This window comes from Embleya sp. NBC_00896 (genome assembly GCF_045207785.1).
In the GTDB taxonomy this organism is placed as follows: Bacteria; Actinomycetota; Actinomycetes; order Streptomycetales; family Streptomycetaceae; genus Embleya.
The window spans coordinates 3,287,986-3,307,409 of record NZ_CP108776.1 but is presented as its reverse complement, the minus strand read 5'-3'; the positions used below and the strand labels follow the sequence as shown (position 1 = coordinate 3,307,409).

At 71.4% G+C, this 19,424-nt stretch carries 19 protein-coding genes; 14 read left to right on the top strand and 5 right to left on the bottom strand.

Annotation, left to right across the window (positions count from 1 at the left end; genetic code table 11):
• Positions 1 to 203: 203 nt before the first annotated feature.
• The 4 genes from OG928_RS14955 (at position 204) to OG928_RS14940 (ending at position 4,424) form a co-directional block, all read left to right on the top strand.
• The gene (locus tag OG928_RS14955; RefSeq protein WP_406283861.1) at positions 204 to 707 is read left to right on the top strand and encodes a MarR family winged helix-turn-helix transcriptional regulator; all 504 of its coding nucleotides are present in this window, start codon (positions 204 to 206) and stop codon (positions 705 to 707) included.
• A 436-nt stretch (positions 708 to 1,143) separates the two neighbouring features.
• The gene (locus OG928_RS14950; protein ID WP_406283859.1) at positions 1,144 to 2,676 is read left to right on the top strand and encodes a putative PEP-binding protein; all 1,533 of its coding nucleotides are present in this window, start codon (positions 1,144 to 1,146) and stop codon (positions 2,674 to 2,676) included.
• A gap of 268 nt (positions 2,677 to 2,944) precedes the next feature.
• Positions 2,945 to 3,523 carry a pyridoxamine 5'-phosphate oxidase family protein gene (locus OG928_RS14945; RefSeq protein ID WP_406283857.1) on the top strand — a complete coding sequence of 193 codons (579 nt, stop codon included), beginning with the start codon at positions 2,945 to 2,947 and terminating at the stop codon, positions 3,521 to 3,523.
• 10 nt (positions 3,524 to 3,533) lie between these two features.
• Positions 3,534 to 4,424, top strand: a complete 891-nt coding sequence (locus tag OG928_RS14940) for a zinc-binding alcohol dehydrogenase family protein (protein WP_406283855.1) — start codon at positions 3,534 to 3,536, stop codon at positions 4,422 to 4,424.
• Between the two features lie 19 nt (positions 4,425 to 4,443).
• Here the strand turns inward: OG928_RS14940 and OG928_RS14935 are convergent, their stop codons facing one another.
• Positions 4,444 to 4,923, bottom strand: coding sequence for a hypothetical protein (locus OG928_RS14935; protein ID WP_406283853.1), 480 nt, complete (start codon positions 4,921 to 4,923; stop codon positions 4,444 to 4,446).
• A 220-nt stretch (positions 4,924 to 5,143) separates the two neighbouring features.
• Here OG928_RS14935 and OG928_RS14930 point away from each other — a divergent pair, with 220 nt between their 5' ends.
• From OG928_RS14930 to OG928_RS14900, 7 genes are all read left to right on the top strand, one after another.
• Positions 5,144 to 6,331, top strand: coding sequence for a thiolase family protein (locus OG928_RS14930; protein ID WP_406283851.1), 1,188 nt, complete (start codon positions 5,144 to 5,146; stop codon positions 6,329 to 6,331).
• A 16-nt stretch (positions 6,332 to 6,347) separates the two neighbouring features.
• Positions 6,348 to 7,085: a protocatechuate 3,4-dioxygenase subunit beta gene (pcaH, locus tag OG928_RS14925; RefSeq protein ID WP_406283850.1), complete on the top strand. Its 738-nt coding sequence runs from the start codon at positions 6,348 to 6,350 to the stop codon at positions 7,083 to 7,085.
• Positions 7,082 to 7,666, top strand: coding sequence for a protocatechuate 3,4-dioxygenase subunit alpha (gene pcaG / locus OG928_RS14920; protein ID WP_406283848.1), 585 nt, complete (start codon positions 7,082 to 7,084; stop codon positions 7,664 to 7,666). The genes pcaH and pcaG overlap by 4 nt, the downstream gene beginning before the upstream one ends.
• A gap of 22 nt (positions 7,667 to 7,688) precedes the next feature.
• Positions 7,689 to 9,020 carry a 3-carboxy-cis,cis-muconate cycloisomerase gene (gene pcaB / locus OG928_RS14915; protein WP_406283846.1) on the top strand — a complete coding sequence of 444 codons (1,332 nt, stop codon included), beginning with the start codon at positions 7,689 to 7,691 and terminating at the stop codon, positions 9,018 to 9,020.
• Positions 9,017 to 9,790 carry a 3-oxoadipate enol-lactonase gene (gene pcaD / locus OG928_RS14910; RefSeq protein ID WP_406283844.1) on the top strand — a complete coding sequence of 258 codons (774 nt, stop codon included), beginning with the start codon at positions 9,017 to 9,019 and terminating at the stop codon, positions 9,788 to 9,790. The genes pcaB and pcaD overlap by 4 nt, the downstream gene beginning before the upstream one ends.
• Positions 9,787 to 10,155, top strand: coding sequence for a 4-carboxymuconolactone decarboxylase (gene pcaC / locus OG928_RS14905; RefSeq protein ID WP_406283842.1), 369 nt, complete (start codon positions 9,787 to 9,789; stop codon positions 10,153 to 10,155). The genes pcaD and pcaC overlap by 4 nt, the downstream gene beginning before the upstream one ends.
• 377 nt (positions 10,156 to 10,532) lie before the next feature.
• Positions 10,533 to 11,318 carry an IclR family transcriptional regulator gene (locus OG928_RS14900; RefSeq protein ID WP_406283840.1) on the top strand — a complete coding sequence of 262 codons (786 nt, stop codon included), beginning with the start codon at positions 10,533 to 10,535 and terminating at the stop codon, positions 11,316 to 11,318.
• Between the two features lie 18 nt (positions 11,319 to 11,336).
• Here OG928_RS14900 and OG928_RS14895 read toward each other — a convergent pair whose 3' ends face one another.
• A complete protein-coding gene (locus OG928_RS14895; protein WP_406283838.1) occupies positions 11,337 to 11,942 on the bottom strand; it encodes a hypothetical protein in 606 nt (201 codons plus the stop codon).
• Between the two features lie 120 nt (positions 11,943 to 12,062).
• A complete protein-coding gene (locus tag OG928_RS14890) occupies positions 12,063 to 12,758 on the bottom strand; it encodes a hypothetical protein (protein ID WP_406283836.1) in 696 nt (231 codons plus the stop codon).
• A 232-nt stretch (positions 12,759 to 12,990) separates the two neighbouring features.
• Between OG928_RS14890 and OG928_RS14885 the strand changes: the two genes are divergently transcribed.
• Positions 12,991 to 14,166 (top strand): 4-hydroxybenzoate 3-monooxygenase, encoded by a 1,176-nt coding sequence (locus OG928_RS14885; protein ID WP_406283835.1) that lies wholly within the window; start codon positions 12,991 to 12,993, stop codon positions 14,164 to 14,166.
• 115 nt (positions 14,167 to 14,281) lie between these two features.
• On the opposite strand, the gene OG928_RS14880 is transcribed toward OG928_RS14885, so the two are convergent.
• Entirely contained in the window at positions 14,282 to 14,857 is a 576-nt protein-coding gene (locus tag OG928_RS14880; protein ID WP_406283833.1) for a TerD family protein, read from the bottom strand.
• Positions 14,858 to 15,098: 241 nt separating this feature from the next.
• Here OG928_RS14880 and OG928_RS14875 point away from each other — a divergent pair, with 241 nt between their 5' ends.
• Complete coding sequence (locus OG928_RS14875; RefSeq protein WP_406283832.1) at positions 15,099 to 15,602, top strand: flavin reductase family protein; 504 nt, start codon at positions 15,099 to 15,101, stop codon at positions 15,600 to 15,602.
• Between the two features lie 96 nt (positions 15,603 to 15,698).
• Here the strand turns inward: OG928_RS14875 and OG928_RS14870 are convergent, their stop codons facing one another.
• Positions 15,699 to 17,966, bottom strand: coding sequence for an ATP-binding cassette domain-containing protein (locus OG928_RS14870; RefSeq protein WP_406283830.1), 2,268 nt, complete (start codon positions 17,964 to 17,966; stop codon positions 15,699 to 15,701).
• Positions 17,967 to 18,380: 414 nt separating this feature from the next.
• Here OG928_RS14870 and OG928_RS14865 point away from each other — a divergent pair, with 414 nt between their 5' ends.
• Positions 18,381 to 19,337 carry a LysR family transcriptional regulator gene (locus tag OG928_RS14865; protein ID WP_406283828.1) on the top strand — a complete coding sequence of 319 codons (957 nt, stop codon included), beginning with the start codon at positions 18,381 to 18,383 and terminating at the stop codon, positions 19,335 to 19,337.
• Positions 19,338 to 19,424: the final 87 nt, after the last annotated feature.

Here is a 19,424-nt window from a genome sequence, read left to right as displayed (position 1 = left end):
CCCGAGGTGATCGGTGGGCCGACGGGGGCCGTGAGCGCCGCGTCGATCTTGACGCGCGCAGCCAACCATCGGCCTCTACACGTGTCAATGCTGGACTCCATCAATTACCTTCGGGGGGTCATGGGCCGCACCTAGACTGTGGAACGCCCGCCCCTGCCATACCACTGCGTATGGCGTTGTTTCCGCTCTGGAGGACTCGTTCCGTGCAGCCGTCAGCCGAGTCGCCCACTCCGGAACGACACGAGTCGCGGCATCACGTACAGACCGCGCTGGAACGCCTGATCCGACTGCAGCAGAGCAGGCGCGTACACGGCGAGCTCACGAGCGCTTCGCGCGCACAGGTCTCGCAGCCGGCCGTCGTACTGCTGACCCGCCTTCAGGCGGGCGGTGGGGGGCTGGCGATCGGCGATCTGGCGAAGCTCGCGCGGATGGACATGTCGTTGGTGAGCCGGGAGTTGCGCAAGCTGGAGGCCGACGAGCTGGTCACCCGGACGACCGATGCGCGCGATGGGCGGATCACTCGGGTCGGGCTGACGCCGAAGGGGCGCGGCGTGGTGCGGAGGCTTCGGCGCGTGCGGGATCGGCATTTCGAGGAGGCGTTGTCGGGGTGGACGGACGATGACCTCGCGGCGTTGGGGGCGTTGATGGGGCGGTTTGTTGATGACTTGTCGGCCGTGCGGTACCGCGAGGCGGACGAGTCGGGTTGATCGTGGCGTTGGGTGGCCTCAAACGCCGGCCGGGCTTGGGGTGCCTGGCCTCAAGCGCCGGCCGGGCTTGGGGTGCCTGGCCTCAAGCGCCGGCCGGGCTTGATTGGTGTCGGCCGGGCTTTGGGGCCTGACCTTAAGCGTCGGCTGGGTTGGGTGGCCTCAAGCGCCGGCCGGGCTTGATTGGTGTCGGTCGGGCTTGGCTGCAAGCGCCGGCCGGGGTTGATTGTGTTGGCTGGGGTTTGGGCTCATGCGTTGGGGGCCGGCTGGACATGGGGTGTGCGTCCATCAGACTGTGTCGCGTGACCGGGTGGTTGTGTTCCGTTCGGTCGAACTCGCGTGCCCTGTGGGGTGCGTGCGGCGGGTTGGCTGATGTGGGAAGAAGGGGACGCACCGTGGGGAATCCGCACTGGGCCGGCCACGACCGTGCCCGGGTCGCGTGAGCGTGGTGCTGCGCGGCACGGGGGCCGCGCCGGGTTCCGCGGTCGGGCGGCTCGTGGTGGCTCATGCCGGCGGCCCGGTGGGCGGGCCGGCGGTGCCCGCGGCGCCCACGAGCATTGCGGGCGCGTTGGACACCGTGGCCCGGCACATGGACGATCTGGCCGGTGCGCTGCGTACGCGGGGACGGGCGGCGGAGGCGGACATCGTCGAGTTCGCGGCGTTGATCGCGCGGGACCAGGAACTGCGCGGCGGGGCCGCGGAACACCTCGCGGCCGGGCTCGAACCGATCGACGCGCTGGCCGCGGCGGTACACGACTTCGCGGGTGTGGTGGCGGCCTTCGACGACGAACTGCTCGCCGAGCGCGCGGTGGACGTGCGCGATGTGGGCCGGCAGGCCGAGGCGCTGCTGCGCGGCGAGGACATGACGGGCGGTCAACAGCGGGGCGGTGCGCCGGCGGTGCTGGCCGGGGCCGAACTCGCCGCGATGGACCTGCTCCGCGGGGCGCGGCCGGCCGCGGCGGTCTCCGAACGGGGTGGGCTCACCGGGCATCTGGCGATCGTGGCGCGCTCGCTCGGGATCCCGCTCGTACTCGGCATCCCGGTCGCGGCCCTCGCCGAACTGGCCGAGGACCTGATCCTGGTGGACGGCGAGGCGGGCACGGTCGAGGCCAACGCGGGCGCGCGGATCCGGACCATCCCGGCGCCGCGGCGGATCCCCGGGGGTGGCCCGGGCCAGGCGATGACCAGGGACGGGCGGCGGATCCGGGTCCGGGCCAACGTCGCGACCCTCGCGGATGCCATCGCCGCGGGCGACGCGGGCTCCGAGGGCGTGGGCCTGCTGCGTACCGAACTCCCGTTCCTGAACGAGGAGTTCGACTGGCCGGACGAGGAGCGGCATGTCGAGACGCTGACTCCGATCCTGGCCGCGGTGCCGCCCGGCCCGGTGGTGGTGCGGACGCTGGATTTCACCGGTGACAAGCGTCCGCCGTTCCTCAAGGACCGGCACATCACGCTGCCCGGCCCCGGTGCGCTGACGGCGCAGTTGCGCGCCATCATGCGCGCGGCCGGCGACACCGGCGTACAGGTGGCGGTGCTGTTGCCGATGGTGGACCATCCGCGGCGGATCAAGTACGCGCGCGGTCTGCTGGCCGACGCGTGTGCGGATCTGGGGCTCACGCCGCCGCCGCTGGGTGCGATGGTCGAACTGCCGCAGGTTCTGGACAAGGTGGACGATCTCGCCGAGCACGCCGACTTCCTGTCGCTGGGGACCAACGACCTGACCTCGCGGCTGCTTGGGCTCGGGCGGGACGATCCGCGGTTGGTTCCGGCGTCGGCGGCGGATCCGGTGGTGCTCGGGGCCATCGCGCAGACGATCCGGGCCGGGCACGCGCGGGGTCGGGCGGTGTCGTTGTGTGGGGACGCGGCGGCGGATCCTGCGGTGTTGCCGCATCTGGTTCGGCTGGGTTGTGATGCGGTGTCGGTGGTGCCGTCTGCGCTTGCGCGGGTGCGGGCTGCCGTGCGGGGTTGTTGAGCGGGTGTTGGCCGGCCTGCGGCCCGCCTTGTCCTCAAGCGCCGGACGGGCTGGGGTGGGTTGGCCTGCGGTCTGCTTTGTCCTCAAGCGCCGGACGGGCTGGGGGTTGGTGGGCTTGGGGGTGTGGGTTGTGGGTTGTTGGGGTGGCCGGCCTGCGGCCCGCTTTGTCCTCACGCGCCGGACGGGCTGGGCTGGGTTGGGTTGTGGGTGGGGGTCCGGTGGGTGAGACCTCTGGGGGAGTTTGTGGGGGTGGTCGGATAATGCGGTTATGGGGAAGACGTATGCGCGCATAGATGATCGGTTGCGGGCGTTCATTGAGGCTCAGCCTGTGTTTTTTGTCGCTAGTGCGCCGCTTGCCGGGGATGGGCATGTGAATGTTTCGCCCAAGGGGCGATCCGGGACGTTGGCCATTCTCGATGAGCGGACCGTGGCGTATCTGGACTTCGGCGGCAGTCACGCGGAGACCATCGCGCACCTGCGGGAGAACGGGCGGATCACGCTGATGTGGTGCGCGTTCGAGGGTCCGCCGAAGATCGTGCGCGTACACGGGACCGGCGAGGCGGTGTTCCGTGACGATCCGCGCTTTTCCGAGCTGGTCGCCCGCTTCGGCGACGCCGATGCCGCCGGACTGCGCGCGGTGGTGGTCGTGCGGGCCGGGTTGATCAGCGACACGTGCGGCTATGCCGTCCCGTTCATGGACTATCGCGAGGAGCGCACGCTCCACGAGGAGTTCCTGGGCCGCAAGACGGACGAGGAGTTCGCGGAGTACACGAACAACAAGCCGTACAACGGCGCGAGCATCGACGGCCTGCCCGCCGTGCCGCGGCCGCTTCCGCTGCGCGGGTAGCGGGTAGCGCGTGCGGAGGCCGGGGGCTGGTGAGGTCGGGATCGATGTCGCGTACGCGGGCCTGGCGGGTTGGCCGTATCGACCCGGTCTCGAGGTCGCCGGCATCGTGCGCGCGGTCGGGGCGGACGTCGTCGGCCTGGCGGTCGGCGACCGGGTGGTGGCGGTGCCGGGTGGTGGCGGGCTCGCCGAGGTCGCGATCGCGCGGGCCGGGCTGACCGTCCCGGTGCCGGCCGAGGTGTCCCTGCGGACCGCGGCGGCGGTGCCGATGGGCCTGGCCACGGCGATGCTGCTGCTGACCGAGGCGGGCAGATTCGCGCCCGGCGACAGCGTCCTGGTGCACTGCGCGAGCGGCGGCATCGGCAGGGCGCTGGCTCAACTGGTGCCACTGCTCGGCGGGGGCCGGCTGATCGGCACGGTGGCGTGCCCGGAGCAGGTCGACGCCGCGCGCGAGAGCGGGTACGACGTTGCCATCGCGCGCGACGACTTCGACGCGGACACGATCCGCGCGGCCAACGACGGGCGCGGCCTCGACGTGATCCTGGAACCGCTCGGCACCGGCGCGCTCGCCCTGGACCTTGACCTGGATCTGAACGTCGCGGCGCCCGGCGCCCGGATCGTCCTGTTCGGCGACGCGTCGGGCGGCGCGCTCGACCCGCTGCCGCCGGCCGGCCGGTTGATCGGCGCGAACATCAGCGTGACCGGCTTCAGCCACCGTGGCCTGGTCGCCGGCGCGCCGCAGCGGGTCGCGGCGGCCATCCGGCGCACGCTCGACCTCCTCGCGGCCGGTCGACTGGACTTCCCGGTCACGGAGTTGGCCTCGCTCGCCGACGTCCCCGACGCCCACGACCCGCTCGCCGACGGGCGCGGGGCCGGCAAGTACGTGGTCCTGATCGACGAGTAGGGCCCGAGGGGTCGCCGGCTCAGCCGTACATGGGTGCGCTCGGCGGCGGCGGCGGGTAGTGCGCGCCGCCGGCCATCCGGGCGTTGGTCAGGAAGGTGGCGGCCCACTCGGCGTCGGGGCGCCACGGGCGGGCGAACCGGAAGCGGGTGGGCTTCTGCTTCTCGGGGAGGTGGAAGTACAGGCTGCTCCACGCCTTGGCGATCTTCAGGTCGACGATCCGGGCGCCGGCCTCCGCGTGCGGGAACGCGTACGCGAGGGACTTCGGGCGACTGCTCATGCCGCTCGCGTTGTGGATCAGCACGGCCTGTTCGGTCACGGTGAAGAAATAGGTGTCGATCAGCGCCGCGCCGATGAGTCCGCCGACCGCGCCGAACATCGCGAAGGTCGCCGGATGCGGGCCGCTCTGCATGAACATCGTCACGATCGGGCGATCGGTCGGATTGCCGGCGGCTATCACCGCGCCGATCTGGCTCTGCATCGTCTCTTTGCGAAAGGCCATGCGCTCTCGTCCCCTTCCGCGACCGCCCCGTGCGGTGGCGCGAAAAGAGGTTAGCGAGACGGGTCGCGCCTTTGGTCGTGCGCGGGCAAAGAATGCGGGTCCCGACCGGCTTCCGCTCAGTGGAATGTCGGCCGTTGGGGCACACCCCGTTCGAGGCACGGTGGGCACGACGATCGCCGTCGCCTCGGCCGTTGTCGCCGTCGCCACAGGAGAGAGACGCATGAACGGGCTCAAGGACGTGTATCTCGTGGACGCCGTACGGACGCCCATCGGGCGCTACGGCGGCGCGCTCGCCGGGGTGCGGCCCGACGACCTCGCCGCGACCGTCGTACGCGCGCTCGTCGACCGGACGCCCGGGCTCGACCCCGCCCGGATCGACGACGTCGTGTTCGGCGCGGCCAACGCGGCCGGTGAGGACAACCGCGACGTCGCGCGAATGGCCGTACTGCTCGCCGGGCTGCCCACGTCCGTGCCCGGCGTGACGGTGAACCGGCTGTGCGGATCCGGGATGGAGGCGGTGATCCAGGCCGCGCGCGCCGTCGCGGTGGGCGACGCGTCGATCGTGCTCGCGGGCGGCGTCGAGTCGATGTCGCGCGCGCCGTGGGTGCTGCTCAAGCCCGGCAAGGGCTTCCCCGCCGGGCACGAGACGCTGCATTCGACCACGCTCGGGTGGCGGATGGTCAACCCGCGCCTGCCCGCCGAGTGGACCGTGGGCCTGGGCGAGGCGACCGAGCAACTGGCCGAACGGCACGCGGTGACCCGGGAGGCCCAGGACGCCTACGCCGCCGCCTCGCACGCCAGGGCCGACGCCGCGTGGACCGCCGGCGCGTTCGCCGACGAGGTGGTCCCCGTCCCGGGCGTCGAGCTCGCCCGCGACGAGTCGATCCGCCCCGGCAGCACCCCCGACGTGCTCGCGGGGCTCAAGCCGTCGTTCCGCCCGGACGGCACCGTCACCGCCGGCAACGCCTCTCCGCTCAACGACGGCGCCGCCGCGCTGCTGGTCACCGACGCGGAGGGACTGCGCGCGATCGGCCGCGAACCGCTGGCCCGGATCACCGCGAGCGGCGTGCACGGCGTCGATCCGCAGTACTTCGGCATCGGCCCGGTCGAGGCCGGCCGCCGCGCCCTGGCCAGGGCCGGCAAGGGCTTCGGCGACCTCGACGTGGTCGAACTCAACGAGGCGTTCGCCGCGCAGTCGCTCGCGTGCCTGGGCGAATGGACCGACCTCGACCCGGGCGTGGTCAACCCGCTCGGCGGCGCGCTCGCGCTCGGCCACCCGCTCGGCGCGTCCGGCGCCCGCATCCTGGGCACGCTCGCCCACCAGCTGAACCGGCGCGGATCCGGATTCGGCATGGCCGCCCTGTGCATCGGCGTCGGCCAGGGCCTCGCCGTCACGCTGGAGAAGTGAAGTGAGGAACCATCGGATGAGCACCGACCCCCTGAGCACCGCCCCCCAGCGCACCGACCCGCACGCCCGACGCCCGCCCGCGCAACGCCTGCCCGACTACGCCTTCCCGGCCTACAAGAGCACCGAACTCCGGAGCCCCAAACAGGAGTTGGTGATCCCGCCGAGTGGCGCCACCGAGTCGACCGGCCCGGTGTTCGGCGCCACCGACGTGCACCCGCTCGACTTCGACCTGACCGGTCAGCACATCGGCGAGCCGCTCGGCGAGCGGATCATCGTCACCGGGCGGGTGCTCGACGAGTCCGGCCGCCCGCTGCGGAACCAGCTCGTCGAGGTGTGGCAGGCCAACGCCGCCGGCCGCTACCTCCACAAGGGCGACCGACACCCGGCCCCGCTCGACCCGAACTTCACCGGCGCGGGCCGCTGCCTGACCGACGCCGAGGGCCGCTACCGCTTCGTCACGATCAAGCCCGGCGCGTACCCGTGGCGCAATCACCACAACGCGTGGCGCCCCGCGCACATCCACTTCTCGCTCTTCGGCACCGCCTTCACCCAGCGCCTGGTGACCCAGATGTACTTCCCGGGCGACCCGCTGTTCGAGTACGACCCGATCTTCAACGCGGTCCGCGACGACCGGGCCCGGCGCCGGCTGATCGCCGCCTTCGACATGGACACGACCGAGGACCAATGGGCACTCGGCTACCAATGGGACATCGTGCTCGGCGGCGCGAGCGCCACCCCGACGGAGGACCGATGAACACCTGGCCGATCGACGCCGAGGGCGCGACGCCGAACCGGGACGGCGGGCTCACCCCGTCGCAGACCGTCGGGCCGTTCTTCGGGTACGCACTGCCGTACGCCGGCGGCCCCGACCTGGTCCCCGCGCACGCGGTCGGCGCGATCCGCCTGCACGGCACCGTGTACGACGGTGCGGGCGAGCCGATCCCGGACGCCGTCGTGGAGATCTGGCAGGCGGACGCGGCGGGCCGAATCCCCCAAGCGGAGGGCTCGTTCGCCCGCGACGGCGCGACCTTCACCGGATGGGGCCGGGCGGCGGTGGACCGGCTCGGGAACTACGCGTTCACGACCGTGCGCCCCGGCGCCGCGGCCGGCGATCCGACCCCGTACATCGCCGTGTCGGTGTTCGCGCGCGGCATGCTGCGCCGGGTCGCCACGCGCGTGTACTTCCCCGAGGACGATCGCTCCGCGGATCCGCTGTTCGCGCTGGTTCCGCCCGCACGGCATGAGACGCTGATCGCCGTGCGGGAGGAATCGGGTTCCTACCGCTTCGATGTGCACATCCAGGGCGAGCAGGAGACCGTTTTCCTTGCTGTTTGACGCTGCTTCAGTCAATGCGGACTTGGTCGACGCGGGCCTGTTGGAGCCGGTCCGTGCCGGTACCGCCGTCGAGGCGATCACCGGCGACGCCGCCCACCTGCGGGCCCTGCTCGACGTCGAGGCCGCGCTGGCCCGGGCACAGGCTCGAATCGGCCTGATCCCGGCCGCCGCCGCGACCGCGATCGAGGCGGGCACCCGGACCGGGTTCGACCTGCTCGACCTGGCCCGCCGCGCACGCGGCGCGGGCAATCCGGTCGTGCCGCTGGTCCAGGACCTCACCGCGGCGGTGCGGGCGATCGACCCGGCCGCCGCCGAGCACGTGCACCGCGGCGCGACCAGCCAGGACATCGTGGACAGCGCCGCCATGCTGGTGGCGGCCCGCGCGCTGGACGCGACCCTGCCCGATCTCGCCCGCACCGCGGCGGCGCTGGCCGACCTCGCCGAGCGGCACCGGGCCACCGTCATGGCCGGCCGTACGCTCACGCAGCACGCCGTGCCGACCACGTTCGGGCTCAAGGCCGCCGAGTGGTGCGTGGCGGTCACCGACGCCCACGTGCGCGTGCGCGCCGTCCGCGCCGCGCTGCCCGCGCAACTCGGCGGCGCCGCCGGCACCCTGGCCGCGTTCGGCCCGCACGGGATCGCGCTGCTCGCGCCGTTCGCCGCCGAACTCGGACTCGCCGAGCCGGTCGTGCCGTGGCACACGCTCCGCGGCCCGATCCTCGACCTCGGCGGCGCGCTCGCGCACCTCACGGGCGCGCTCGGCAAGTTCGCCGGCGACGTCGCGCTGCTCGGCCAGACCGAGGTGGGCGAGGTCGACGAACCGGCCGGCGAGGGCCGCGGCGGCTCGTCCGCGATGCCGCACAAGCGCAACCCCGTGCTGTCCGTGCTGATCGTCTCGGCCGCCCGCCAGGTACCCGCCTACGCGTCGATCCTGGCCGCGTCCATGGCCGGTGCCGAGCACGAGCGCCCGGCCGGCGCGTGGCACGCCGAGTGGCAGCCGCTGCGTGCCTGCCTGCGCCTGGCGGGCGGCTCGGCCGCGACGGCCGCGGAGCTGGCGGAAGGGCTCGTGGTCCACCCGGAGCGGATGCGGGCCAATCTGGACCTGACCCTGGGGCGGATCGTCTCCGAGCGGCTGTCCGCCGAACTGGCGGGCGAGCTCGGGCGAACCGAGGCGAAACGCCTGCTCGCCGAGGCATCGCGGACCTCGGCGCGGACCGGCCGACACCTTCGTGATGTGCTGGGGGAGTTGGACGAGGCGGTTTTCGACCCGGCCGCCTATATCGGCTCGGCCCCGGCTCTGATCGACCGGGCGCTCGCGCACCACCGCACCGTGTTCCAAGAGAAGGACCAATGACGATCGCCACGCTCAACCACCGCTTCGACGGCCCCGCCGACGCCCCGGTGTTGATCCTCGGCCCCTCGCTCGGCACCGAACTGGGCATGTGGGACGCGCAGATCCCGGAACTGTCGCGGCACCACCGGGTGCTGCGCTTCGACCTGCGCGGGCACGGCCGGTCACACCCCGTGCCGGGCACGAACTCGGTCGGCGATCTGGTCGGCGACGTGCTCACGCTCGCCGACTCGTACGGCATCAAGCGGTTCGCGTACGCCGGGGTCTCGCTCGGCGGTGCGGTCGGCCTGTGGATGGGCGTGCACCACCCCGAGCGGCTCACGAGCCTGATCGCGTGCTGTACGTCGGCCCGCTTCGGCGAGTCCCAGGGCTGGCTGGACCGGGCGGCGACGGTGCGCGGGCAGGGCATGCGGCAGTTGGCCGACACCGTGATCCAGCGCTGGTTCACTCCCGAGTACGTCACCCGCGAGCCGGCGGCCGTGCAGCGGATCCTGGACATGCTGTACGGGTGCCCGCCCGAGGGCTACGCGGGCTGCTGTGACGCGCTCGCGTGCTACGACCTGCGGGCCGAGCTGGGCCGGATCACCGTGCCCACGCTCGTGATCGGCGCCGAGCGGGACCCGTCCACGCCGCTCGAGCACGCCCGCGAACTGGCCGCCGGCATTCCCGGCGCGACGCTCGTGGAGGTCGCCGACGCAGCGCACCTCGCCAACATCCAGCAGGCCGACATCGTCACCGCGGCGATGCGGAAGCACCTGGTGGCCGAGGCATGAGTCACGCGGACGGGATGCGGGTGCGGCGCGAGGTCCTGGGCGACGCGCATGTCGACCGTGCGGTGGCGGGGACGAGCGAACTGACCGCCGAGTACCAGGATCTGATCACGCGTTACGCGTGGGGCGAGATCTGGACCCGGCCCGGGCTCGATCGTCGGACGCGCAGCTGCATCACGCTGACCGCGTTGGTCGCGCACAACCACATGGACGAGCTTGCGATGCATCTGAAGGCGGCTCGCAACAACGGGTTGACGTGGGACGAGATCAAGGAAGTGCTGTTGCAGACGGCGATCTACTGTGGCGTGCCGGCGGCCAACAGTGCGTTTGCGGTGGCGGAGCGGGTGCGGGTGGGGTTGGGGGAGTGAACTTGTCGCGCTGCGGCGGGTTGGGGGATGTACCGGGTCCGGCCGGGTGCCGGGTCGTCCTCAAGCGCCGGACGGGCTGGGATGCCTGGCCTGCGGCCGGCTTGTCCTCAAACGCCGGACGGGCTGGATTTGGGCTTGGCTGACGGTGCGGGTGCGGGTCGGATGGGCTGGGATGCGTGGCCTGTGGCCGGGTTGTCCTCAAGCGCCGGACGGGCTGGATTTGGGTTGGGTTGATGGGTGCGGCTGCGGCTGCGGCTGCGGCTGCGGGTGCGGGTGCGGGTCGGGCGGGCTGGATTTGGGCTTGGGTGGGGGGTTTGGGGTGTTCGGGGATCGTAGACTTTCGGTGAATGGAAGGCTTTGATCCCGGAGGTTCGTTGATGGCGCCCATCACGGTCACGGGCAAGGTGATGGCCATCCTTGGGGCGTTTGCTGCGGGGGATGGGCGGTTGAGTTTGACCGAGGTGTGTCGGCGGGCGGGTCTTGCGTTGGCCACCGGGCATCGGCTTGTCGCCGAGTTGGTCGGTGGTGGGTTCCTGGAGCGGCTCGACGACGGGACGTATCGGGTCGGGGTCAAGCTGTGGCACATCGGCGCGCAGGCCCATGCCGCGACCGACCTGCGCGATCTCGCGTTGCCGCACATGGAGGACCTGTACGAGGCGACCCACGAGAACGTGCAGCTCGCGGTGCTGCGGGACGGCAAGGCGCTGTACCTGGAGCGCCTGCGTGGGACCCGCTCGATGCCGATCGTGACCCGCGTGGGCGCCGAGCTGCCGCTGCACGCGACGGGGGTCGGCAAGGTGCTCCTGGCGTACGCCTCGGACCAGCTGCGCGAGCGCGTGCTGGCCGAGGCGCTCGCGACGCACACCGCCCGCACGATCACCGATCCGGACCGACTGCGCGCGTGCCTCGCGGAGGTCCGGCGCACCGGCGTGGCGACCACGTCGGGCGAGATGACCGTGGGCGCGCACTCGGTGGCGGCGCCGATCCGCGACCGGCACGGGGCAGTGGTCGCCGCGCTGTCGCTGGTGACGGGACGGCGGACGGCCGACCTGCGCCGGCTCGTGCCGAGCGTGACGACGGCGGCCAGGGCACTGTCGCGGGACGTGGCCCAGCACTGGACCGGGAGCGGGGACATCGGCGGGGCCCGTCACCCACGCGGGTGACGGGCCCCGAGCGCACCGTCAGAGCTTCAACATGCCCTGTACGAACGCCCGATACTTCTGGAGCGCGAGCCGCAGTTGCTCGGTGTCCCCACCGGCCTCGCGCTTGGCCTGCTCCAGCGCGCCGCGCCGGGCCTGGATCGCGTCGGTCACGAGTTTGGTGATCTGCGCGACCACGTCGTCGGCGTCGGAGACCGCGTCGGAGGGACTGTCCACGAAGGTCGCGAGCGTGTCGCGGAAGCGCGCGTTGAGCTCCTCGCCGGTGTCCCGGTCCAGCAGCGGTTCCGGTGCGGCGCTCGTGCGGCGCGACGACTTGCGCGCGGGGGAGGTGCGGCTCGACGAACTCCGCGTCCCGGCTCCCGACGCCGCCGCGGGCGCGTTCTTGACCGCGCTCGGGATCGGGTGGACCTTCGTCCCGTAGGGCTCCGCGTCGTCGTGCTGCTGGTGGGGGAGACCGGGTACGGCCGGGGGCTCGGTGGGCGCCGGCGGAATCCCGTCGGAACCGGGGCCGGGGCCGTCCGTGACGCGGGCCTGACGTGCGGCGCGGTCCCGTTCGTCGCGTTCGACGACGGGTGCGTCGTCCCGGCCGGAACCGCCCGGCCCGGTCGGGGGATTCTGCTTGCGCATCGGTATGGGTCCTCTCGTCCGGTACGACTGACTGTGGCGCCGTTCCTCCGAGCGTTCCCCCGTTTAGGGCCGCTCTTCCGCTTTGTTCATGGCTACCCAGCCGACGGCGGAGTCAGCGGGTCAGCGCGTATCCGGCTTCGAGGTGTCCACGCGGGGCGAGTTCGCGTCGCCGGGGGCGGCTTCCCAGCGGTCCGTCCGCCCGTCCCGCGCGGGAGCGGCGGCCTCGGCGGCGCCGGGCGCGGTCGGCGTGGTCGTCGTGCTGCCGTTGTGTCGCGCCCGGTAGGGCTGCCCGAGCAGGTCGTCGAACAGGGCGCGGTGGTGGATCATCGCCTGGCGCAGGTCCTCGGTCTCGGCGCCGCCGGCCTCGCTGCGGCGCGCGATGTCGTGCGCCTTGCGGTAGTGGTCGAGCGTGTGGCCGTGCTCGACGGACAGCAGCTCCATGCGCTTGTCGTGCGCACCGGTCGGGTAGCCGCGCTCGCGCATGAGCCGGGTGATCAGCTCGTCGGCCTCCTGGACGGCGGCGTCCGGAGCGTCGACGAACCGCTCCTGGACCTCGGTCCACTCGGTGGCGTACTTGTCGCGGGCGGCCGGGTCCAGCGGCCTGAGTTCCAGCTCGCTGTGCCGGCGCTCGCGCTCGACCAGGTTGCGTTCGGCCTCGCGGCGGTCGCCGTACTGCTCGACGGCCCGGTCGTACTCGGGGCCGAATCGGGTCTGCAGGTGCCTGCGCCGCAGGATGGGCCGGCCCGCGAAGACGGCCGCTGCGGCGAGGACGACGACGATCACCACGATCAGGATGACGGTCGCTGTCGTGTTCACGGGGACTCCCCTGGGGGTCGGGTCTCGGATCGTGCCTTTCGGTGGAACACGGGTGTACTCCGCAAACAGGAGTTTTCCGCTCGTGCTCGGCATCTCATGCCTTGCCCGGTCCCGGCAGACCAAACTCCGGTTACCGCGCCGGGTTTCCGGTCACCGGAAGCCGCGCGGCTCCGGGCGGTCGGCGGTGGGTGAACCTTGGACGGTTCGGTACAGCGGTGTGAGGAGCGGGCGGATGCGGACACAGGTCGCGATCATCGGTGCGGGCCCGGCGGGTCTGCTCCTGTCGCAACTGCTGCACAACCAGGGGATCGACTCGGTGGTCCTGGAGGCGCGCAGCCGTGACTACTGCGAGCGGCGCCAGCGCGCGGGCATGCTCGAGCAGTCCACGGTGGACGCGCTGCGCGCGGCCGGCGCCGCCGACCGGCTCGACCGCGAGGGCCTCGTGCACCACGGGATCCACCTGCGGTTCGACGGCCGGAACCGGCACATCGACTTCCCCGGCCGGACCGGCGGGAAGTCGGTCACCGTGTACGGGCAGACCGAGATCGTCAAGGACCTGATCGCCAAGCGGCTCGACGAGGGCGCGGAGCTGTACTTCGACACCCCGGTCACCGCGATCGAGGGCATCGACGGGGACACGCCGCGGATCCGGTTCACCAGGGACGGGGTCGAGGAGGTCCTGGAGTGCGAGGTGGTCGCGGGCTGCGACGGCTTCCACGGGGTCTCGCGCCCGGCGATCCCGGCGACGGTGCTCAAGACCTACGAGCGGGTCTACCCGTTCGCCTGGCTCGGCGTCCTGGCCGATGTCGCGCCGTCCACCGACGACCTGATCTACGCGTACAGCGAGCGCGGCTTCGCGCTGCACAGCATGCGTTCGCCCACGGTGAGCCGGCTGTACCTGCAGGTGGACCCGGACGCGGACCTCGCCGACTGGCCGGACGAGCGGATCTGGGCGGAGCTGCACGAGCGCTTCGCACTGCCGGGCTGGCGGCTCGAAGAGGGTCCGATCATCGACCGGAACATCACCCCGATGCGGAGCTTCGTGGCCGAGCCGATGAGCTTCGGCCGGCTGTTCCTGGCCGGCGACGCGGCGCACATCGTGCCGCCGACGGGGGCCAAGGGGCTCAACCTGGCGATCGCGGACGTACGGGTGCTCGCGGACGCGTGCGTCGAGTGGTTCGGCGCCGGCTCGCGGGCCGGGCTCGACGCGTACAGCGATACGTGTCTGCGGCGGGTGTGGCGGGCCGAGCACTTCTCGTACTGGATGACGACGCTGCTGCACCGCGACCCGGACGCGCCGGCGTTCGACCGGCGGTTCCAACTCGCCCACCTGCGGTACGTCGCGGACTCGGAGGCGGCGATGACCACGCTCGCCGAGAACTACGTCGGGTACGCCTGGAACGAGTGAGGCTCGAAGGGTCTCCGCGAAAGCCGCCCCGACCGCCGGGCGGGCCGAGAGCAGCCCGCCCGGCGGTCGCGGACGATCGGGCCCGGTCGGCGTTCGACGCGGCCGGGACCGCGAATCAGACGCTGACGCCGAAGTCCTTCGCGATGCCCGCGAGGCCCGAGGCGTAGCCCTGGCCGAGGGCGCGGAACTTCCACTCGGCGCCGGCGCGGTACAGCTCGCCGAACAGCATCGCGGTCTCGGTCGACGCGTCCTCGGAGAGGTCGTAGCGCGCGAGCTCGACGTTGTCGGCGGCGTTGAGCACGCGGATGAACGCGTTGCGGACCTGGCCGAACGACTGCTTGCGGGTGTCCGCGTCGTAGACCGAGACCGGGAAGACGACCTTGTCGACGTCCGCGGGCAGCTGCGCGAGGTTGACCTTGATCTGCTCGTCGTCGCCCGCGCCCTCGCCGGTGCGGTTGTCGCCGGTGTGCTCGACGGTGCCGTCCGGGGTCTTCATGTTGTTGAAGAACACGAAGTGCTGGTCGGAGTAGACCTTGCCGGTCGCGTTCACCACGATGGCGCTCGCGTCGAGGTCGAAGTCCTCGCCCGTGGTCGTGCGCAGGTCCCAGCCGAGGCCGACTACGACCGCGGTCAGGCCCGGGGCCTCCTTGGAGAGAGAGACGTTTCCGCCCTTGCTCAGGCTCACGGCCATGGGTGTTTCCTTCCAGAAGGATGTATGACGTCGCGGACGACGCTACTGCTACTGGTCCGGACGTGCAGCAGGCACACCTAAGTTCCCGAATGCTGCGAATGGGGTCGTCAAGGTGGCGGTGATCACGACGGGAAAGTGGTCGCCAAGTCATTGACGCTTCGTCAGATTCGCCGTTCAATGACTAAGCCAAACAGGCATACGACTATTAGTCATATCGAGCTTCGGACCCCTGGGGGCAGCCATGTCCAGCGCAACGACGCCGTCGGCCGCGATCGATCAGGGGCGGATGCGTCAGGTCATGGGCCACTTCGCCACGGGCGTCACGGTGGTCACGGCGGTCCACGACGGCGCACCCGTGGGAATGGCGTGCCAGTCGTTCACGTCGCTGTCGCTGGAGCCGGCGTACATATCCGTCTCCCCGGCGCTCACCTCGACGACGTACCCCAGGATTCGGGAGGCCGGCCGCTTCGTGGTCAACATCCTCGCCGAGGACCAGCAGGACGTGTGTCGCGCGATGGGCCGCAGCGGCGGCGACAAGTTCGCCGATGTCGCGTGGGAGCCGGCCGGCAACGGTGCCCCGCGCCTCGCGGGCGCGGTCGCCTGGATCGAGTGCGACCTCGCGCACGAGCTGCCGGGCGGCGACCACGTCATCGTGATCGGCGCGGTCACCGCCTTGGATCTCCCGCGCGACGCGTCCCCGCTGCTGTTCCACAAGGGCCGGTACGCGCGCCTGATCGCGGAATAGCCGCAGCGGGTCGATCGAGTCGATCGGGTCGGGTGGGCGGGAATCGGGCCTGGCCGGGCCGGGCTCCCGCCCACCGTGTTCCGCCTCCGCCTCCGCCTACCGCCGCGAAGGGTCCCGGTCGAGGTTGCGGCGCAGGTACTCGCCGGTCAACGAGTGTTCGTCGGCCAGGAGTTGCTCCGGCGTGCCCTCGAAGACGATGGTGCCGCCGTGCTTGCCGCCGTCCGGACCCAGGTCGATCACCCAGTCGGCCCGGCCGACGACGTCGAGGTTGTGCTCGATCACCAGCAGCGAGTTGCCGCCGTCGACGAGCCGGTCCATCAGCGCGATCACGGTGTCCACGTCGGACATGTGCAGGCCCGTGGTCGGCTCGTCGAGCACGTAGACGCTACCGGTCTTGTGCAACTCGCCCGCGAGCTTGAGTCGTTGGCGTTCGCCGCCGGAGAGCGTGGTGAGCGGTTGGCCGAGGGTGACGTAGCCGAGACCGACCTCGATGAGCGCCGCCAGGTGCGGGCGGATCCGCTTCTCGGTGAAGAACTCGTGCGCGTCCTCGACGGTCAGCGCCAGTACGTCGATGATCGACCTGCCGCGCAGCGGGTGTTCCAAAACCTTGTCGTCGAAGCGCCGGCCCTCGCACCGCTCACAGCTCGTGGTGACCGGATCCATGAAGGCCATCTCCACGGTGACCGAGCCGCGCCCCTGGCAGGCCGGGCAGGCGCCTGCGGAGTTGAAGCTGAACAGGCCCGGCTTCTCGCCACTGGCCTTCGCGAAAAGGGACCGGATCGGATCCATGATCCCGATGTGACTCGCGGGCGTGGAACGCGAGTTGGCCGCGATCGCACTCTGGTCGATGACGATCGTGTCGGGGTGCGCGGCGGTGAACACCTCGGACACCAGGGTGCTCTTGCCGGACCCCGCGACGCCGGTGAACACCGTCAGGACCCCGGTCGGGATGTCCACGTCGACGTTCTTGAGGTTGTGCAGGTCGGCGCCGCGCACCGGGATGTGCCCGGTGGGGCTGCGGTAGCCGGTCTTGACCACGGTGCCCCGGCTGAGGAACCGGCCGGTGAGGGTGTCGGACTCGGTCAGCTCCTTGACCGTGCCGGCGAAGACCAGTTCGCCGCCGTGCGATCCGGCGTGCGGGCCCATGTCGATCACGTGGTCGGCGACCGCGATCACGTCCGGGTCGTGTTCGACGACCAGCACGCTGTTGCCCTTGTCCCGCAACGCGACCAGGAGGTCGTTGAGTCGGTGCACGTCGCGCGGATGCAGGCCGACGCTGGGCTCGTCGAAGATGTAGGTCATGCCGGTGAGGCTGGAGCCCAGGTGGCGGACCATCTTCAGGCGCTGCCCCTCGCCACCGGACAGCGTGGAGGTCTCGCGGTCGAGGCTGAGGTAGGACAGGCCGATGTCGACGATCCGGCGCAGCGCGGCGGAGGCGGCCGCGGCCACGGGCCCGCCGATCGGGTCGTCCACACGCGCCAGCACGTCGATCAGCTCGCCGACTTCCAGCGCGCAGAAGTCGGCGATGTTGCGTCCGTCGATCCGCGCGGCGAGCACGGCCGGGTTGAGCCTGGCGCCCGCGCAGTCCGGGCACGGGCCCTCGGTCAGGTAGCTCTCGACGACCTCGCGCGTCTTGGCGCCGAGGGAGGACATGTCGCGGTGCAGGTAGAGCCGGTCGAAGCGGTTGTACAAGCCCTCGAAGGTCACGTTGGCGGTGCCGTCGGGGGTGACCCACTTGAACTTGATCACCCGGTCCGGGTCGCCGCGGGTGAGCAGCGCGAACTCGGCGTCGGTGTAGTCGGCGAGCGGCTTGTCGTTGTCGAACAGACCCGACGCCTGGTAGAGCCCGACGCCGAGCAGACCGAGCAGGAACGATCCGCCGTTGAGCGATTTCGACGTGTCCAGCAGGCGCGGGTAGTCGGCCCGCACCGTCCGGCCGATGCCGTCGCAGGTCGTGCACATGCCGCCGGGATCGTTGAACGAGTACACCCTGGGCGTGCCGGCCGACGGCTCGGCGACGCGCGAGAACAGCACCCGGAGGAGGGGATTGATGTCGGTCATCGTGCCGACCGTCGAGCGAGAGTTGGAACCGATCGGCTTCTGGTCCACCACGATGGCCGGCGACACGTTCTCGATCGCGTCGGCGTGCGGACGCTCGTAGCGCGGGAGGAACTTGCGCTCGAACGCCGAGAAGGTCTCGTTGAGTTGCCGCTTCGACTCGACCGCGACGGTGTCGAAGACGATCGACGACTTGCCGGATCCGGAGGGACCCGTGAAGACGACGATGCGGTCCTTCGGAATGCGCAGCGAGACGTCCTTGAGGTTGTTCTCACGCGCACCGGTGATGACGATGTCGTTGACCATGCGGCTCCGTAACTGGTCGGCGGCGGACCCCGGCGGGCCCGGACCGGGTCGCGTGGGTGGGGTCGCGCAACGGAACCAACAAGCCTACGAGCCCGGACCGACACCGCGAACGGGCAGGCGGTCGGAGTCGGGCGCCGTGCTTTTCCATATATCGAAAACGTCGAGGGTGAATGCCGCAAATAATGGCAAATCGGAGCGAAAGACCTCGATGTGCGCGCGGTGCGGGGGTGAATGTCGGCGCACAGTGATGGTATTTGCAAAAGCGCGCGCAGATGTGGCTTTATATATGGTCCATTCGAACGCGCGCGTCCCGCGCGGCGCGCATATCTTTTGCCGACCTGGAATGGAGAACGTGAAAACCGTATGCCCGCGCCTGATTTTCTGCACGGACCGGCGCCACTCATGGATACGACGATGGATCAACTCAGGACCCTGATTGCGGTACACGAGGCCGGCAGCGCACTCGGCGCGGCCCGGCTCCTCGATCGCGATCAGTCGAGTGTGCAAAAACAAATCGACACGCTGAATCGGAACTTCGGCACGCTGTGCGGCGAGCCGCTCGTCCTCAAGCGGGGCCGAGGCAAGGACGTGCTGTTCACCGACACCGGGGAGGCGCTGGTCGAGACCGCCCGCGACACGCTGACTACGTGGCGCGATCGGATCCACGCCTGCCGCGGACGGGTCGGCGGCGCGGTGACCGTGGGCACCACCCGCTTCACGCTCCCCGCCCTGACCTCGGCGGGCGCGGCCGTCGCGAACGAGTTCCGCCTGCGGGGGGTGGAACTCCGGGTCGAGCACGTGCGCACCAGGGAACTCCTGACGAAGCTCCGGGGCAAGGAGGTCGACATCGTCTGCGGCAGTCTCGCCATCGTCGAAGGCGGCACGGCCCCCGCCGACTGCGAGGTCATGGAGTGGTCCCGCACCGGCCTGTCGATGCTGACCAACCTCTCGACCGAGGTGCTGCCGGGGCCCACCGTGTACAGCAGCGCGCTGCGCACCCTTCCGCTCGTGGTCCCCGACAGCGGTCTGATCGCGGACTGCCTTCGGGGCTGGTTCGGCGGGGACTACCGCCGGCACCTGAACATCGCGGCCGAGATCGACGCCGTGCACTTCGGCCTCGAACTCCTCGGCTCCGCGCTGCCGATGAGCGGCTGCATGCTCGTCACGCGCGGGCTCGGCGAGCGGGTGCGCCGGGGCAGGTTGTCGGGCGCCACGGGCAGTTGTCTGCGCGTGCTGGAGGTCGTCAACGACACGGACGTGCGCATGGAGGTATTGGTGGGGGTGTTCAGGCGACGCGGCGACCCGGCGCGAGACGCGGGCCATCCGCTGTCGATGTTGTGGGGCGCACTCGCCCCGGGGAAGTCCACCTGACCCGTCGGCGGGGGCCACACGAGGGCGGGTGGTGGCACACGACACCGGTGGTATCGCACGACGCCCGGCGGCGCCCACCGATCGGTG